General features: G+C 66.2%; 18 protein-coding genes. 7 read left to right on the plus strand and 11 right to left on the minus strand.

The genetic code is table 11. The features are described 5' to 3' along the window. Window positions 1-86 precede the first annotated feature (86 nt). A complete protein-coding gene (gene tuf / locus NOF53_RS19485; protein ID WP_255971747.1) occupies window positions 87-1277 on the plus strand; it encodes an elongation factor Tu in 1191 nt (396 codons plus the stop codon). A 101-nt stretch (window positions 1278-1378) separates the two neighbouring features. Here tuf and NOF53_RS19490 read toward each other — a convergent pair whose 3' ends face one another. From NOF53_RS19490 to NOF53_RS19515, 6 genes are read right to left on the minus strand one after another with little or no spacing between them, the layout of a single operon-like run. Then, a complete protein-coding gene (locus tag NOF53_RS19490; RefSeq protein WP_255971749.1) occupies window positions 1379-1651 on the minus strand; it encodes a YciI family protein in 273 nt (90 codons plus the stop codon). Window positions 1652-1687: 36 nt separating this feature from the next. Then, the gene (locus NOF53_RS19495) at window positions 1688-2266 is read right to left on the minus strand and encodes an Asp23/Gls24 family envelope stress response protein (protein WP_255971751.1); all 579 of its coding nucleotides are present in this window, start codon (window positions 2264-2266) and stop codon (window positions 1688-1690) included. Continuing rightward, window positions 2263-3246: a DUF6286 domain-containing protein gene (locus NOF53_RS19500; protein WP_255971753.1), complete on the minus strand. Its 984-nt coding sequence runs from the start codon at window positions 3244-3246 to the stop codon at window positions 2263-2265. Before NOF53_RS19500 ends, NOF53_RS19495 begins: the two co-directional genes overlap by 4 nt. Continuing rightward, window positions 3239-3418 (minus strand): DUF2273 domain-containing protein, encoded by a 180-nt coding sequence (locus NOF53_RS19505; RefSeq protein ID WP_109328047.1) that lies wholly within the window; start codon window positions 3416-3418, stop codon window positions 3239-3241. The genes NOF53_RS19500 and NOF53_RS19505 overlap by 8 nt, the downstream gene beginning before the upstream one ends. Next, a complete protein-coding gene (locus NOF53_RS19510; RefSeq protein WP_255971755.1) occupies window positions 3415-3729 on the minus strand; it encodes an Asp23/Gls24 family envelope stress response protein in 315 nt (104 codons plus the stop codon). Before NOF53_RS19510 ends, NOF53_RS19505 begins: the two co-directional genes overlap by 4 nt. Beyond that, the gene (locus tag NOF53_RS19515) at window positions 3726-4187 is read right to left on the minus strand and encodes an Asp23/Gls24 family envelope stress response protein (RefSeq protein ID WP_255971757.1); all 462 of its coding nucleotides are present in this window, start codon (window positions 4185-4187) and stop codon (window positions 3726-3728) included. The genes NOF53_RS19510 and NOF53_RS19515 overlap by 4 nt, the downstream gene beginning before the upstream one ends. A gap of 184 nt (window positions 4188-4371) precedes the next feature. On the opposite strand from NOF53_RS19515, the gene NOF53_RS19520 reads away from it, so the two are divergent. The 6 genes from NOF53_RS19520 (at window position 4372) to NOF53_RS19545 (ending at window position 8857) form a co-directional block, all read left to right on the plus strand. Beyond that, the gene (locus NOF53_RS19520) at window positions 4372-4977 is read left to right on the plus strand and encodes an Rv1363c family protein (RefSeq protein ID WP_255971759.1); all 606 of its coding nucleotides are present in this window, start codon (window positions 4372-4374) and stop codon (window positions 4975-4977) included. Next, entirely contained in the window at window positions 4974-5552 is a 579-nt protein-coding gene (locus NOF53_RS19525; RefSeq protein ID WP_255971761.1) for an Rv1363c family protein, read from the plus strand. Before NOF53_RS19520 ends, NOF53_RS19525 begins: the two co-directional genes overlap by 4 nt. Before the next feature lie 24 nt (window positions 5553-5576). Beyond that, entirely contained in the window at window positions 5577-6020 is a 444-nt protein-coding gene (locus NOF53_RS19530; protein WP_255971763.1) for a hypothetical protein, read from the plus strand. A 126-nt stretch (window positions 6021-6146) separates the two neighbouring features. Beyond that, window positions 6147-7322 carry an acyl-CoA dehydrogenase family protein gene (locus NOF53_RS19535; protein WP_255971765.1) on the plus strand — a complete coding sequence of 392 codons (1176 nt, stop codon included), beginning with the start codon at window positions 6147-6149 and terminating at the stop codon, window positions 7320-7322. A 9-nt stretch (window positions 7323-7331) separates the two neighbouring features. Further along, window positions 7332-8459 carry an acyl-CoA dehydrogenase family protein gene (locus NOF53_RS19540; RefSeq protein WP_255971767.1) on the plus strand — a complete coding sequence of 376 codons (1128 nt, stop codon included), beginning with the start codon at window positions 7332-7334 and terminating at the stop codon, window positions 8457-8459. A gap of 191 nt (window positions 8460-8650) precedes the next feature. Further along, window positions 8651-8857, plus strand: a complete 207-nt coding sequence (locus NOF53_RS19545) for a hypothetical protein (protein ID WP_255971769.1) — start codon at window positions 8651-8653, stop codon at window positions 8855-8857. A 16-nt stretch (window positions 8858-8873) separates the two neighbouring features. Here NOF53_RS19545 and NOF53_RS19550 read toward each other — a convergent pair whose 3' ends face one another. Genes NOF53_RS19550 through NOF53_RS19570 form a run of 5 tightly spaced genes read right to left on the minus strand, consistent with a single transcriptional unit; the run spans window position 8874 to window position 16108 of the window. Further along, window positions 8874-10034 (minus strand): VWA domain-containing protein, encoded by a 1161-nt coding sequence (locus NOF53_RS19550; RefSeq protein ID WP_255971771.1) that lies wholly within the window; start codon window positions 10032-10034, stop codon window positions 8874-8876. Beyond that, entirely contained in the window at window positions 10031-12199 is a 2169-nt protein-coding gene (locus tag NOF53_RS19555; RefSeq protein ID WP_255971773.1) for a DUF5682 family protein, read from the minus strand. The genes NOF53_RS19550 and NOF53_RS19555 overlap by 4 nt, the downstream gene beginning before the upstream one ends. Continuing rightward, window positions 12196-13299 carry an ATP-binding protein gene (locus tag NOF53_RS19560; protein WP_255971775.1) on the minus strand — a complete coding sequence of 368 codons (1104 nt, stop codon included), beginning with the start codon at window positions 13297-13299 and terminating at the stop codon, window positions 12196-12198. The genes NOF53_RS19555 and NOF53_RS19560 overlap by 4 nt, the downstream gene beginning before the upstream one ends. Then, the gene (locus tag NOF53_RS19565; protein WP_255971777.1) at window positions 13296-14771 is read right to left on the minus strand and encodes a DUF5691 domain-containing protein; all 1476 of its coding nucleotides are present in this window, start codon (window positions 14769-14771) and stop codon (window positions 13296-13298) included. Before NOF53_RS19565 ends, NOF53_RS19560 begins: the two co-directional genes overlap by 4 nt. Further along, window positions 14768-16108 (minus strand): SWIM zinc finger family protein, encoded by a 1341-nt coding sequence (locus tag NOF53_RS19570; protein WP_255971779.1) that lies wholly within the window; start codon window positions 16106-16108, stop codon window positions 14768-14770. The genes NOF53_RS19565 and NOF53_RS19570 overlap by 4 nt, the downstream gene beginning before the upstream one ends. Between the last annotated feature and the right edge of the window lie 17 nt (window positions 16109-16125).

The raw sequence follows: 16125 nt of genomic DNA on the forward strand, positions 1-16125 counted from the left end.
GGTTCCAGCCGGCCGAAAGCACGACCCAGTAATAACAACCGCACTGCTGCATACCGCAAGCATCAATCAGTCCAGGAGGACACACAGTGGCGAAGGCGAAGTTCGAGCGGACGAAGCCGCACGTGAACATCGGCACCATCGGTCACGTCGACCACGGCAAGACCACGCTGACCGCGGCCATCACCAAGGTTCTGCACGACGCGTACCCGGATCTCAACGAGGCCTCGGCCTTCGACGAGATCGACAAGGCTCCTGAGGAGAAGGCTCGCGGTATCACGATCAACATCTCGCATGTTGAGTACCAGACCGAGAAGCGCCACTACGCGCACGTCGACGCTCCCGGTCACGCCGACTACATCAAGAACATGATCACCGGTGCGGCCCAGATGGACGGTGCCATCCTCGTGGTCGCCGCCACCGACGGCCCGATGCCCCAGACGCGTGAGCACGTGCTGCTCGCCCGCCAGGTCGGCGTGCCGTACATCCTCGTCGCCCTGAACAAGGCCGACATGGTGGACGACGAAGAGATCATCGAGCTCGTCGAGATGGAGGTCCGTGAGCTCCTCGCTGCGCAGGAGTTCGACGAGGAAGCTCCCGTCGTCAAGGTCTCCGCTCTGAAGGCGCTCGAGGGCGACCCGGAGTGGACCAAGAACATCCTCGAGCTCATGGCTGCGGTCGACGAGTCGATCCCGGACCCGGTCCGTGAGACCGACAAGCCGTTCCTCATGCCCGTCGAGGACGTCTTCACGATCACCGGTCGTGGCACCGTCGTCACCGGTCGTATCGAGCGTGGCTCGGTCAACGTCAACGAAGAGGTCGAGATCGTCGGCATCAAGGAGACGGTCACCAAGACCACGGTCACCGGTATCGAGATGTTCCGCAAGCTCCTCGACTCGGGCCAGGCCGGTGACAACGTCGGTCTGCTCGTGCGTGGTATCAAGCGCGAAGATGTCGAGCGTGGACAGGTTGTCGTCAAGCCCGGCACCACCACCCCGCACACCGAGTTCGAGGGCCAGGCGTACATCCTGTCCAAGGACGAGGGCGGCCGCCACACGCCGTTCTTCAACAACTACCGTCCGCAGTTCTACTTCCGTACCACGGACGTGACGGGCGTTGTGACGCTCCCCGAGGGCACCGAGATGGTCATGCCCGGTGACAACACCGAGATGTCCGTCAAGCTGATCCAGCCCGTCGCCATGGACGAGGGCCTGCGCTTCGCGATCCGCGAAGGTGGCCGCACCGTCGGCGCCGGCAAGGTCACGAAGATCAACAAGTAGGCATCCGCCTGCCTGTGATCGACTGATTCAGCGCACTACACGCCAGTGGCGCTCATCCTCTGGGATGGGCGCCACTGGCGTTTTCGTCCTACCTCTGCGCATCAGCGGAAGCTCAACACGTCCCACTCCCGGATGCCGCCGGGGATTGCGATTCCCTCGAGGACGAAGGGATCGTTCGCGATGAATTCCTCGGCTTGCTCCCTGCTCGCAAAGAGGGCCATCGACCCGTTTGTCACGGGGTCGTCGAACGGGCCGATACTCAGCAGGCCACCGCGGGCCGCGAACTCGTCGAGGTACGCCCGGTGACGTGGGTAGACGTCGGGGATACGCGCTGCGCTGTTCGGATCGGTCGCATAGAACACCACATACTCCATGGATTCGAACGTACTGAGTGCGCTGGGTGCCGCGGGTCAGCTCTCGGAATTTTGTGCCGGTTGATCGGCACGGTCGAGGTGGAGCAAAATTTGAGTGGCTACTGGGTTGTCGCCGACCGTCGCCGCGATCCAGGCGGCGAGGTCTTCCGATCTACGGGTGAAATCGGAGAGATCAATCGTCGGGTCGGCGGTCACGACGACGGAGAGGGTGGGTAGTCCGCGTTCGTTCACTGCCCGCGCACGTGTCTGCCGCACTCCCGGGTATCGCGCAAGTTCACTCGACACGCCGCTGGCGAGCGACCCGAGGTCCACGGTGACGAAGGTTCCGGAGTCGCGGTCCGGCACCGCAACGGGTGCGGTGCGCCGCCTGGTGAGATCGAGAGCCAACAGCACGGTTCCGAACAGCACACCCCCGACGACCGTTGCGGCGAGCGCCCACGCCCACCACTTCTCCTCGGGCAACGAGGTGACCCGTGCGCGGTCGTAATGCGACACCCACTCCCGGACGATCGGTACGCCGAGGTCCCACGCGATGGCGTAGGCGCCGAGTCCGAAGAGGATGAGCCCCACGAGAAGAACGATCACACGGTTGACGGCGGCGCTGCGATGGGTCATGGCTTCACCTGCACTCGAAGTTCGGGTGCGGTGCCGAGCAGCGAGAGGGTCGGTTCCACCGCTTCGCGGACCGAGATGGCGACGTCACCTGCCGAAAACGCCTCGCTGCGCACCACTCGGACAGTGACGTGCTTGCGGTCGACCGTGGTGTGCGCGGACTGCACGCCCGGTGCGGTGTGTGCGTGGCTGCTGCAATGGCGAGCGAGGTCGGTGGGCCGCAACCAGACGGTCGGTGTGTCGCCGACCCGTAGTGGCAGGTGTGTGCGGGGACGAGGCTTGACAGCCGCGACGATGAAGACGACGCCGAGCACGATCGCACTCACTGCGGCTGGGACTATCCACTCCGACCAGTGCAGTCGTCCCAGCCATTCGACGGTGTTCCGTATCCAGGGCGCATTCGCGAAAGTGCCTCGCAGGATGAGGAGTTCGCGTGCAGAGACGAGTGCGAGGCCGAGAGCTGCGATGGCAATGATGATCGCGGCGGGGACGGCGGCCGGTGTTGCCCGCGGTGTGTGTGGTCGGGGCGGGACAATGGGCTCGTCCGGAGCACGGGAATCGTCGTCCGAATACGGCGTCTCCGGTGAACCGTCGTCGTCGGGAGCTGATTCCGTTCCGGCGACCACGATGTTCAGTTCGCACACGGGCATTCCGGTCAGGTCCTCGATGCGACGACTCACCTCCGAACGGAGACGGCGGCTCAGAATGTCGAGTCGGCACGGCCAGCCCATCGCGATGTAGAGGTTGATTGCGACGGCGTCGGCGCCCGTGGACACGTCGGCGCGGGGGAGTTCGCGACCGGTGAGGCGGGACAGCCCGCCCGACTGTTTGACGACGCCCGGCACCTGCAGGGCCGCGGCGACGGCAATCTTCACGATGGCGCGCTCTTTGATCTCCAACTCGCCGCGCAGGCCGGACGCGTCGTAGTCGGCGGCCGCCTGGTCGACACCGGCAGCCGATACGGGAGGGGAGGGTTCAGCCACGGCCGCGGCTTCGGAGGATGGCGCCGAGATCGAGGTGACCGTCGCGGTGGGCCCCGACCGCCATGCCGACCGCGCCGAGGAGGACCGCGAAGACGAAACCGCTGAATCCGCCGAGGATTCCGGCGATCGCCAGGAGCAACCCGACGACCAGCCCTGTGACTGTACTGTTCATTGCGCTTGTCCTGTCTCTGTCAAGAGATCTTCGATGGTCACGTCGACGGGGACCTCTACCAGCGATTCGACTGCAGCCCGTACTTTTTCGGCGGTATCGACCACATTCGCCGGGTAGCGCACGGCTACGTGAACGGCGCACGACGCCGGGCCGATGGTCACCCCGGTGACACGCCGGCCAGGCAGGTAGGTAGCGATTTCCCCGAATTGGCCGCCGTGGAGGGCGGCGACCCCGGGAGTGGCGAGGACGGCGGCGGCAACTCGTTCCGACAGATCTTCGGTGCCGGTGTCCGGCAGCGGCGACCCTGTCACTGCACCCTCGGTTTGAGGTCCGAGTCGGCCACGATTTCGGGTTCTTCGAACAGCATGACGTCGAAGACGGTGATGTTCACTTCCGTCACCTCGAGCCCAGTCATGCGCTCGACGGCGGCGATGACGTTGCGGCGGATACCGACGGCGAGTTCGTGGAGTGCGACGCCGTATTCGGCCACGATGCCGATGTCGATGGCGGCCTGCTTCTCGCCTACCTCGACGGCAACCCCCTGAGCGTGATTGACCCGGGCGCCGGGGATTCGGTCACGGAGTGCGCCGACCGCGCGGGCTGTGCCGCCTCCCACGTCGTAGACACCGTTGATCTCGCGAGTGGCGATGCCGGCGATCTTGGCGACCACGGCGTCGGCGATGATGGTCCGACCCTGGGAACTGACGAGCTCCGGCGTCGCTCCGGCACCGAACTGCACGCGGCTGCGCGCGCCTGAATCGCTGGTCATCGTGGATCCTTCCGAGTCGCCTGCCTTGTCTCCAACAGTAGTGATACCCGACGGTACGTGTGGTCCGACACAGCCTTTACGTCGGAGAAGGGCATTGGCGCCCATGGGGCAGAAATATCTGATATTCGGCCGGGGTAGCATTCGGCGTGATCCAGGTAACAATACGGTCGACCGAAGGAACTCGATGGCTGACGAGCCCGGCGTGGACAACGCCCCGCCAGAAGTGCCAACTCCGTCGAAGGAGGACACTGCGGTAGGCGCGCCGCCGGCACTGGCCGAGGAATCGGGTAGGCCGTCGGCCGGGCGGACGTCCGGGGCAGCAATTGCCGCTGCCGTGCTGTCGGTGGCAGCTCTGGCGCTCGTGGCCCTCAGCGGGTACTTCGGCTACTCGCATTGGCAGGCCGAGCGCGATGCCCACGAACGGTCGGAGATTCTGGACGCAGCCCGGCAAGGGGTCGTGAACTTGACGACCATGAATTTCGAGCACGCCGATGAGGACGTGCAGCGAGTACTCGACGGCGCGGCGGGAGAATTCCGCGACGAGTTCGAGGCTCGCTCGAAGGACCTCGTCGCCGTCATGCAGGAAGCGCGGGTCCAGTCCGAGGGGGAGGTGCGGCAGGCTGCGATCGAATCGCAGAGCGGCGATTCCGCTGACGTGATCGTCGCTGTCGCACAGAAGGTGTCCAATGCCGGCGGCCCCGCGCAAGAACCCCGCGGACAACGGATGCGGGTCACGGTGCGACTCGACGACGGCCGGTACAAGATCGTGAAAGCGGGGTTCGTCCAGTGAGCGCAGAACAGAAATTGCCAGTTGCCACACCGCCGATCACAGAGTCGAAGTCGAACGATGAGCCCTCTGCCGCGGCCCGATGGTGGTGGCGGAAGCCGCGCAGGTCGGTCACGGTTCTGGCCGCACTCACTGCCCTGGCAGCCGTGCTCGCAGCAACCCTCTACCTCACGATGTATCGGCCGGACAAACGTGTCGACGACGACGCGCGCGCGGCGGTGACCGATACCGCGTCACAGGGCGCGGTCGCGCTGCTGTCCTACACGCCGGACACCGTGGTGAGCGTCGTCGACACCGCCCGAGGTCGGCTGACGGGTGAGTTCCTCGACTACTACTCGAAGTTCACCACGGAGGTGGTGGTGCCGGCCGCGCAGGAAAGTTCGGTCGCCACCCAGGCCACGGTCTCTGCAGCCGGTCCGGTCGACGTACAGGCCGACACGGCGACGGTCCTCCTGTTCGTGAACCAGACGACCACCAGTTCCGCGGAACCCGAACCGGCCACGACGGCGACGAGTATCAACGTCGAACTCACCCGTTCCGGCGACGACTGGCTCATCTCCGGCTTCGATCCCCTCTAGTCGGCGCGAGTAGCGTTTGCGCGCATGAGCACTCTCCAAGAGGTCGGCGAACGCGCATCGTGGCGCTGCTGGCTGTGTGACGAACCGGTGGATCCGGACATGTCGGTCAACGACCCGCGCGGCCCCAGCATCGACAGCGTCCTCACCGCGAAGAAGGCGAAGGCCAAGGGTGGCGTCGAACGTCTGGCGCACCGCGCATGCAATACGAAAAAGGGGGCGGTCAAGCCGGTCGTACCGTGGCCGGACAAGTTGTTCGTCGTCGATCCCGCACCGATCATCGGCGTGGTCGAACAGCTGAGTCGCAAGGGCGGACGCGTCGCCGTGGCGCGCTGCCCGGAAAAGTCGGATGCGCAACAGGCGTCGGAGTGGTTGCTCGACCGGTTGTCCCGCTTGGCTCCGGACCTGCGGGTGGAGTCGCGGATCGACGCGGCGGGGGGCGCCTTCCTTCTCGTCCTCTACACGCCCTGACCTGCTCCGCCGTGTCCGCCATCGCCGGGGGCACGGAGTCACGGCGGGATGCCGTGGTGCGTCGGGGGCGGGCGGGGTACCGTCGGACCAGAACATGAATCCGACCTCGAGTGCGAAGGAATCCCGATGAATTTGGCCTTGACCGACGAGGAGCTGGCGTTCCGTGACGAGATGCGAACGTTCTTCACCACGCAGATTCCGGCGGAGATCCGTGAGCGGTACGCGCGCGGAGAAGAGGTGGGGAAGGAAGGGTTCATCGAGTCGCAGCGGATTCTGAACGCCAACGGGCTCGCGACGCCGCACTGGCCGGTCGAGTGGGGTGGCCGGGACTGGACGCCGGTGCAGAAGCACATCTGGCTCGACGAGCTGCAGCTCGCCTCGGTGCCCGAGCCGCTCGCATTCAACACCGGCATGGTCGGCCCTGTCATCGCGGCATTCGGTTCGCAGGAGCAGAAGGAGAAGTTCCTTCCCGCGACCGCGAATCTCGACATCTGGTGGTGCCAGGGATTCTCCGAACCCGAGGCCGGCTCCGACCTCGCGTCGCTCAAGACCCGCGCCGTCCGCGACGGCGACGACTACGTGATCAACGGTCAGAAGACGTGGACCACCCTCGCGCAGCACGCCGACTGGATCTTCGTCCTCGCTCGCACCAACCCGGACGCCCCTAAGAAGCAGGCCGGTATCTCGTTCATCCTCGTCGACATGAAGACGCCCGGCGTCACCGTGCGTCCGATCAAACTGATCGACGGCGGCTACGAGGTCAACGAAGTTTTCTTCGAGGACGTGCGGGTGCCTGCGGAGAATCTCGTGGGCGAGGAGAACCAGGGCTGGAGTTATGCGAAGTTCCTGCTCGGCAATGAGCGCACCGGGGTGACCCGGCTGGGATTCTCCAAGGTCCGTCTCGCGCAGGCGAAGAAGCGCGCCGCGGAAATTGCGGTCGGGGAGGGGACCCTGCTCGACGATCCGCTGTTCGCCGCCCGGATCGCGGAACTGGAAAACGAGGTCATCGCGCTCGAACTCACCCAGCTGCGGGTGGTCGCGAGCTCGGCCGACGGAAAGCCGAACCCGGCGTCGTCGCTGCTGAAGCTGCGGGGGTCGGAGTTGCAGCAGGCAACCCTCGAATTGTTGACCGATGTCGCGGGACCCGACTCCCTGCCCTTCGCCGCCGGTGACGGAATCTCCTCGCCGCTCTGGGCGCAGCGGACGGCACCGACGTATCTGAATTACCGCAAGGTTTCCATCTACAGCGGATCGAGCGAAGTGCAGCGCAGCATCATCGCCTCCTCGATCCTCGGATTGTGAGGGCGTGACATGGACTTCGAACTGACCGACGAACAGAAACTGCTGCGCGACACCACCCGGGAGCTCCTCGGCGGCAGCTATGACGCGGAGAAGCGTAATGCGGTCACCGACACCGAGCTGGGGTGGAGCCCGCAGGTGTGGAAGCAACTCGCCGAGGTGGGACTGCTGGGCCTGAGCTTCGAGGAGGAAGACGGCGGAATGGGCGCCGGACCGGTCGAGGTCGCTTCGGTGATGACCGAGATCGGCCGCCGCCTCGCCCCCGAACCAGTCCTCGACGCGGTGCTGGTGCCGGGCGGGTTGATCGCTACGGTCGGTAGCGCGCAGCAACGCCGTAGGATCCTGCCGGAGGTATCGGAGGGCAACCTCCTGCTGGCGTTCGCCGATCGGGAACCGGGTGTGCGGTGGCCGTCGACCCGGGTGTCGACGACCGCGAAGAAGGACGGTGACGCGTGGACCCTCACCGGTACCAAGAACCCCGTCCTGCACGCGGGTAGTGCGAACATGCTGGTCGTCACGGCGGCACTCCCGGACGGTGGGGTCGGACTGTTCCTCGTCGACGCGGATGCCACCGGGCTGTCCCGCACGGGCTATGCGACCCATGACGGACTGCGGGCCGCGCAGGTGGAACTCTCGGACGCCCCGGCGGAACCTCTCGGTGAAGGCGGCGACGCGTCGTCGGCGATTGAGAGCGCGCAGATCCGGGCGCAGGCGGCGTTGTGTGCGGAGGCGGTCGGTGCGATGGAGGAAGCGCTGCGGCTGACCACTGAGTACCTGAAGACGCGCAAGCAGTTCGGGGTTCCGATCGCGAAGTTCCAGACGCTCACGCACCGTGCGGCCGACATGTACGTGCTGCTGGAGTTGGCGCGCAGCATGAGTCTCTACGCGACGATGTCGCTTGCCGACGGAACCGTCGATCCGGTCGTCGCCTCCCGCGCCAAGCTGCAGATCGGCCGTTCGGCCCGCACGATCGGGCAGGAAGCGATCCAGATGCATGGTGGTATCGGTATGACGGCGGAGTATCCGGTCGGGCACTACGTGAGTCGGCTTACGGCCATCGAGCACACCCTCGGCGGCATCGACGACCACCTCCGCGTCCTCGCGTCGGCGACCACCCAGGGGACCATCAGCATCATCTGAACCCGCTCGTGAGTGCTTGTCAACCGCCCGTGGTTGACAAGCACTCACGAGTGCTCGGTCTCGGCTTGGTATCGGATTGTGGCGTTTCCGACGTGTCGCGCGGGCAATGCGGTTGTGACGCGGATAGCGTTCTGCGCGCAACACCGGAACTCACGGGGGATGTTCGTCAATCTCGGTGAAGGAGCATTGCAATGGGAACCGCCCCAGTCAAAGCGATCATGTGGAGCCTGTTCGTCCTCGGCCTCGTCGGGGCGAGTCTCGGAGTGTCGGAGCTCCACGTTTATTGGACGGTGGCGTCGTTGATAGTCGCTTCCGTATCCGGGCTGATCCTCTTGAGGATCCGTGCCGATGCCCATCCGGAACTCGAGCGCACCGACCGCAGGATGGCCGCCGGCTGATCCCGGTCACCGTCAGTCAGCCCGAACGCACACTTTCCACCCACTTGCCGATGTCGCCGCGCTCGAGTGCGAGCGCCAGCAAATCCGGGAACATGTCCGGGGTGCAGGCGAATGCGGGGATTCCGAGTCCGCTCAATGCCGCGGCATTGTCGTGATCGAACGAGGGCGCGCCGTCGTCGGACAGTGCCAGCAGGACGATCACCTGAACCCCGGCGGTCTTCATGGCGGATATTCGCCGCAGCATCTCGGTGCGGATCCCGCCCTCGTACAGGTCGGAAATCAACACGAACAGTGATTCCGTGGGCCGGTCGATCAACGACTGGCAGTACGCAAGGGCCCGGTTGATGTCGGTGCCGCCGCCCAACTGGGTGCCGAAGAGAACATCGACGGGGTCGGCAAGCTTTTCGGTCAGATCCACGACCACCGTGTCGAATACGACCAGCGATGTCTTCAGCGCCCGCATCGTCGCGAGAACGGCACCGAAGACGGAGGCGTAGACCACGCTCGACGCCATCGACCCCGACTGGTCGATGGCGAGAACGACGTCGCGGTGCACCGATTGGGATCGACGTCCGTACCCGAGCATCCGTTCGGGTACCACGGTCTTGTACTCGGGGAGGTAGTGCGCCAGGTTGGCGCGGATGGTGCGATTCCAATCGACATCGCGCAGTTTCGGATTGGTGGTGCGCGCCGCACGATTGATTGCGCCGGTCACCGCGGCCCGGGTTTTGTGCGCGATGCGTTCCTCGATCTGCCGGACTACCTTGTCGACGACCGTACGAGCTGTAGCTTTACTGGTCTCGGGCATCACCCGGTTGAGGCTCAGCAGGGTGCCGACGAGATGGACGTCGGGTTCGACGGCGTCCAGCAGTTCGGGTTCGAGAAGTAACTCGGTGAGCCCGAGCTGGTCGACGGCGTCCTTCTGCATCACCTGGACGACGGTGCTGGGAAAGTACGTCCGGATGTCACCGAGCCAGCGCGCCACTTTCGGCGCCGAGCTTCCCAGGCCCGCACTGCGGCGCCGGCTACCGGTGTCTTCGTTGCTCGCGTCGTAGAGGGCGGACAGCGCTCCGTCCATCGCGGCATCCGATTTCGACCCCAGCCCGCCGGTCGATTCCTCGGCGGCGTCACCGAGCAGCAGCCGCCACCGACGTAACCGTTCGGCGTCTTCGCTCACGACGTCACTCCCAGAATGTCGGCCACCGTCCGGATCGCAATGGTGCCCCGCCGCGCGTCGAACGGGGCCGCCGCCTCGCTGCGGCCTCCGCCCTGAATCGACTGCCCGATCGCCTGACGTTCCCCGGTCTCGAAAGCGCCGAATGTTCGCCGCAGCAACGGCAGCGTGTCCACGAAGTCCTGCTCACCCAGTCCCGACACCCAGGTGTCGAGCAGGCGCAGCAGTTCCCGATCGTGGACCAGGAGTAACCCGCCGCCGCCGAGGAACCCGTCCACCCATCCTGCTTTCGCAGACGGTGTGGCTCCGACGGACAACGCCCGCGACAGCCGGGTCGCGGATTCGGTTTCGCTGACCGCACCGGCGTCGCGGAGCAGCCGGACCATCCGACCGATCACACGGCCGTTCACGTCCCTGCGATCGACGAGCCCGGTGAGCGTGGCCAGCCATCGTTTCGACGCATGATCCTCGTCTCGCAGCATCACGGCGGAATGGACGCCGTCGACCGCCCGGCGCATCTCGAGCGCACTGTCGTCGTCCAACCCTGACAGTGCCGATCCGAGTCCCGCGCAGATGCGTACCAAGAGGCTGTCGCTGACGCGGGAGAGGGAGGAGACGTCGGTGCCGCGGACGTCACCGTAGCGAAGGGTTCGAGTCAGGGACGGCAACGCATCCATCAGATGCATCACATCGTGGTCGAGGGCGGCGGCGGTCTCGAGCGCGCGTAACAAATCGGGCAACGCCTCGGTGAGATTCGACAGCAGCGCCTGCTCGAGGAGAACGGTGAGCTGGGCGAGGGAGACGGCCTCGGCTGCCGCCTCGGCACCTACCTTGGCGGTGGCCGCAGCCTCGACCGTCGTTCCCCACAGCGACGCCTCGATGACGGCGACCGCGAGTTCCGGATTCCAGGTGAGTGACCACGTCTCGCGGAACGTCCCGGTGCCACTGATCTCACTGTCCGCGGGGATGCCCCAATCGACTCCGAGGAGCTGCAGGCGGTGGAGCAACCGGGAGCGCGTGACGTCGATGTCCTTGCGGAGATCGAGGTCGAGTGTCTTCTCGGCGGCCTGCTGCTTCAGACGCAGCGATTTTGCTCGGGCCCGCAGGTCGGCGTCGAGCGGGACCGTGGGTGTCTCGTCCGGGACGGTGCCGAGTGCCTCGCCGACCACGAGGCGCCGGGTGATCAGGTCGAGGAGGACGTCGTTGCCGTCGCACATCACCGCACGGGTAGCCTCGGTGACCTCGGACAGGCCGGCCAGGGGACGTGAACGCATGGCGGCCAGTGTGTCTGCCAGGCGTACCGCTTCGATGACGTGCGCGCTCGACACCGGAAGGTCCTCGGCGCGCAACACACGGGCCACCTTCGTGAGCCATCGCGGAATCGTGCGGTCGGTGGCGGTGAAGAGGTGGTGGTACCAACCCGGTGAGGTGATACCTGCTCCGTACCCCGAGGCAGTGGACAGTCGCGAGTGGGTCCACGGAACCCACGTCAGCGACGTCTTGATCTTGGGCATGCCCTTGAGGATTCGGGTGTCCGCGCTGGCGGGGTCGAGGGTTCCGGAGAGCGCGGGAGCGTGCCACGCACCACAGATCACTGCAACACGCTGGGCGCCGCCCTTGATCGCCTTACGCAGTGTCTGGCGCATGTAGGCCTCGCGTCTGCTGGTCTCCTCGTCGAGTTCGGTGGCCTCGCGCAACGCTGACATGGCTTCGGTGATTGCGTCGAACGATTCACCGCCGGTATCGGATTCGATGACGGCATCCCACCAGCGTTCGGTGTCGTCGTATCCGGCGGCCGCGGCGAGCTGTGCCAACGGGTCGGCGCGGCCCGCTTCGGCGGAGTCGGCGGCGAGCGTGTGAGCGGCCGGAAGATCACAGAACCGCACGTCGACTCCGTGCTCAAAGGACCACGACAGTGCCTGCCACTCGGGGGAGAACACCGCGAACGGCCAGAACGCGGCCGTCTTCGGTTCACCGGTGGCGTAGGCAAGCAATGCCACCGGCGGTTCCATGGCCTCGGCAGCGGCCAGTGCGATCAGTGGATCCGCGTCGGCTGGCCCCTCGATCAGGACAACATCGGGAGTGAACGCGTCGAGCGCACGTCGCACCGAGCGTGCCGAGCCTGGCCCGTGATGGCGAATGCCGAAGACACGGACATCGGAACTCACCCGGTGACCTCCCGGCAGGCTCGATAGAAGTCCGACCAGTCCTCGCGTTCGCGGACAACCGCTTCGAGGTACTCCGTCCACACCACCTTGTCGGCCACCGGATCCTTGAGTACGGATCCGAGGATGCCCGCTGCCACGTCGGACGGACCCAGAATGCCGTTGCCGAAGTGTGCGGCGAGCGCTAATCCGTTGGTCACCACGGAGATGGCCTCTGCCGTCGACAATGTGCCGGACGGCGACTTCAGCTTGGTGCGGCCGTCCGCGGTGACCCCGGACCGCAACTCGCGGAACACGGTGACCACCCGGCGGATCTCGTCGACCGTCGCAGGAATTTTCGGCAGTTCCAATGAGGCACCCAGTTGCTCGACGCGTCGCGTGACAATGGCTACCTCGTCCTCCTCGCTGGCCGGCAGCGGCAGGACCACCGTGTTGAAACGCCGGCGGAGTGCGGAGGAGAGATCGTTCACGCCGCGGTCGCGGTCGTTGGCGGTGGCGATCAGGTTGAAACCCTTGGCTGCCTGCACTTCGATGCCCAATTCGGGGACAGGCAGAGTCTTCTCCGAGAGCAAGGTGATCAGTGCGTCCTGGACGTCGGCCGGGATACGCGTCAGTTCCTCGACGCGGACGATCCGGCCGCTCTCCATGGCGGTCATCACCGGCGACGGAACGAGCGCGCCCGTGGTGGGGCCTTCGGCCAGTAGCCGGGCGTAGTTCCATCCATACCGGATGGCCTCTTCCGGCGTTCCGGACGTTCCCTGGACCAGAAGTGTCGACGTTCCGGAGATCGCGGCCGAAAGATGTTCGGACACCCATGTCTTGGCCGTCCCCGGGACGCCGAGCAGTAGAAGTGCCCGATCGGTGGCCAGGGTAGCGACCGCGACCTCCAGCAACCGCCGGGGCCCGACATACTTCGGGCTGATCACCGTGCCGTCCTCGAGTTCGCCCCCGAGTAGGTACGTAACGACGGCCCACGGCGACATTTTCCACGACGGCGGCCGCGGGCGCGTGTCCTGAGCGGCGAGGACAGCGAGTTCTTCGGCGTAGTCCTGCTCGGCGTGGGGACGCAGCAGGTCGGCCCGGCCGGCCACGATCTCGGTCACTCGAGCTCCTTCAGCAGCGTTCTGCGGTGGTCGATATTGGCGGCAGCCGTCGAGAACGCCTGTTGCCAGCCCGGGTCGCGGGTGCGTTCGGCGGCGGCGTGTAACAGCGGAGCGGCGCTGAACGGGAAGTGTGTCTCTGCACTGCGCAGCGTCGAGTAGTGGCTGTGCCGGGAGAACTGCCCGAGCTCCTTGCCCGTCGAGGCGTGCCGACCCGCCATGTCCTCGAATCGCGTGATGATTCGTTGCGCGAGATCGAGGGGCCACGGGTGCGGAAGATCTTCGAACAGCGCCGTCCCGTCCACGCCCAGCAAGTAGGAGTCGGCGTGCCCCGCGAGTATGTAGTCGAGCCGCTCACCGGCGGGAACGAGGGGGACGACACGTCGTTCGGTCTGCCTGCCTTCCTTGTGTAGGAAGGCGGACGCCCATCGCGGGTTACGCTGCAGCACTGTCGCGTTGACCCAGGCCTCGGTCATCACGTCACGCCATTGGTCCTCGATGCGGATGTCCAGAGCCTGGGACGCGGATCCGATCATGTCTTCCCACACCGACAGGGGTGCCGCGGTGACCACCATTCGCAGCCACCAGCTCCGAATCCCCTTGTTCTTGAAGTGGACGTTCTCGATCCCGTCGCGCCGCGCCGAGTCATCGAGCGAACCCGGCATGTTTACCACCAGACGGGTGCGAAGCGGCTTCTTTTCCACCCGCACCCACGCGCGGGCGCGGGCAGCCATCCGCTGCGCGTACGCGGAGCGGGGAAGCTGGCGCAGCAACTGGACCGCCTGCTGGCGAACATCTTTGCGTCGGTCGTCGAGTGCGTGCTCGAGAAGTGCGGCGTCCGAATCGCCGAGCCCGGTGGCCAATCCTGTGATGAACGCTGCCCGGTGCTCGCCGCGTTCGGTATCCCACGTACGTCGCAGTTCCGCCGCGGCGGCAGCGGGATTTATCGAGCGCATCGCCGTGAGCCACTGCAAACGTTCCGGATGGGAGCCGTGCTGCCACACCTCGAGACGATCGGCCGTCCGCCGGAGCTCCGACCATTCCGGGTTCTGGGCGGCCAGCCACTGTCCGCGTGGTCCCGCGAGTCGGAGAATGTTCTCTCGGTGAGTGTCGTTACTGCGTGCCGCGGACAACAGATCGGCGACGAGATGATCCGGCGCTCGGTATCCGCGCTCGACTGCGACGGCAAACCACTCCGGCAGAGTCCACGACTTGGCGGCGAGCAGTTGCATCAGGTGGCCGGCCGCCGCCGGGGGAAGTTGCAGCCGGTCGTCGTCGGCGGCGGGTGCGGGCAAGACGTACACGGAAGCGGTGACCCCGCCGTCCCGGTAGGCGTTTTCCAAAGCGGCCGCGCCCAGCAGTACTTCGGCGGGATCGCCGGTAATCGAATGTGCCAGTTCGCCCGTGGCGAGATCCTGCAGTGCGGGAGTGGACCGGGCTGTACCGAGGAGGGCTGTCGACAGAAGTTCACTCATCGACGTCTGCCCACCGTGCGCATCGCGCCGGGCCGGGCTGTTCCGGGTCCGAGCGAGTGCACGACGCCGCGGTCGAATACGGAGACCGGAGTCAGTGCCTCACTGTTCCAGTCACCACACACCGTGACCGGATGGCCGCCCGAGATCCCGAGTAGCGTCCACAGAGTCCTCTCGTCGCCGGTGACCGGCAACGCTCGCCCCTCCGCATCGACCAGCAGCCAACCGCCTTCCGTGACCGTCGGCGTGACATCGCCCAGCAGCACGGGCCACGAGCGGATCCACGGGTCGGCGCCGATGACGTCGGCGAAGGCGTCGAGTGCCGTGTCGATGCCTCCCGCGCGAAGCGTCGTGAACGGCTCTGCCTGACCGTGGCACGCACCCCATTGGGCGCGCAGCGGCGCTGCGCCGGGGTAGAAGTGAATATCTGCGTCGACGAGCGAACCGAGCGGCGGAACGGCGTTCGCGAAGTTCGGTGCGCCGTGTGTGAAATCCAACAGTAGTGCCCAGCGGCCGCGGTCCCGGGCGCGTAACCACACCTTGCGGGTGAAGAGTCGTTTCTCTTCGGTGGTCTGGACGCCCAGCACCATCCAACGATCACGCACAGCCGGTTCACCACGCACCTTCTCGGTGGAGACCGGGTATCCCACGTGGGTGCGGACCGATGCGCGCAACGGCTCCGGCAGTTCGGTGAGACGGCGATGCGCGACCACGAGCAGATGCAGCTTGGCGTACTCACGAAGCAACCGGGCGGGCCAGTCGGCTCGCATCGCGACGGTGACGGAGAGCCGACGCAGGGCGGACGCGACGCCAGGAGCCTGCGCGTCGACCATCCGGGCGGCAACCGCATCGAATGCGGCGGGTGAGGTGTCCGTGGATCCCAGCCCACCGCGGATCTGATCGGTGAGCCACAGGTCGAGTTCGTCGAGGCCCGCGGCGACCCGATCGGCGCGGCGTTCGGCGGCTTTCGCGAGCGCGGCCGACGGGGGAGTGGGCGGACCGGACTCGCTTGCGCTCGCAGCTCGTCGCCCCAGCCAGTCACTTGCGAACGGCGGAGAATCGGCGGTGTCCGGGACCCCGCCCTGCGACCACGACAGCAGTAGCCCGAGAGCGTGCTTGCAGGGAAACTTGCGGCTCGGACACGAACACGAAAAGGCAGGCCCGTCCAGATCGACCACCGTGCGGTACGGGCTCTTGCCGCTGCCTCGGCACAGCCCCCACAGCGCAGTGCCGGTGTGTCCCGTTTCCGACCACGACGCCGAGAGCGTGCGTGCGGCAGCGAGCGAGCCGGCATCGGCGGCGACCGATGCGACCTGTCCCTCCGACCAAGGCGACGTCACGTCAGTCACCGTAGGCG

The organism is Rhodococcus tibetensis (assembly GCF_024438035.1).
In the GTDB taxonomy this organism is placed as follows: Bacteria; Actinomycetota; Actinomycetes; order Mycobacteriales; family Mycobacteriaceae; genus Rhodococcus_F; species Rhodococcus_F tibetensis.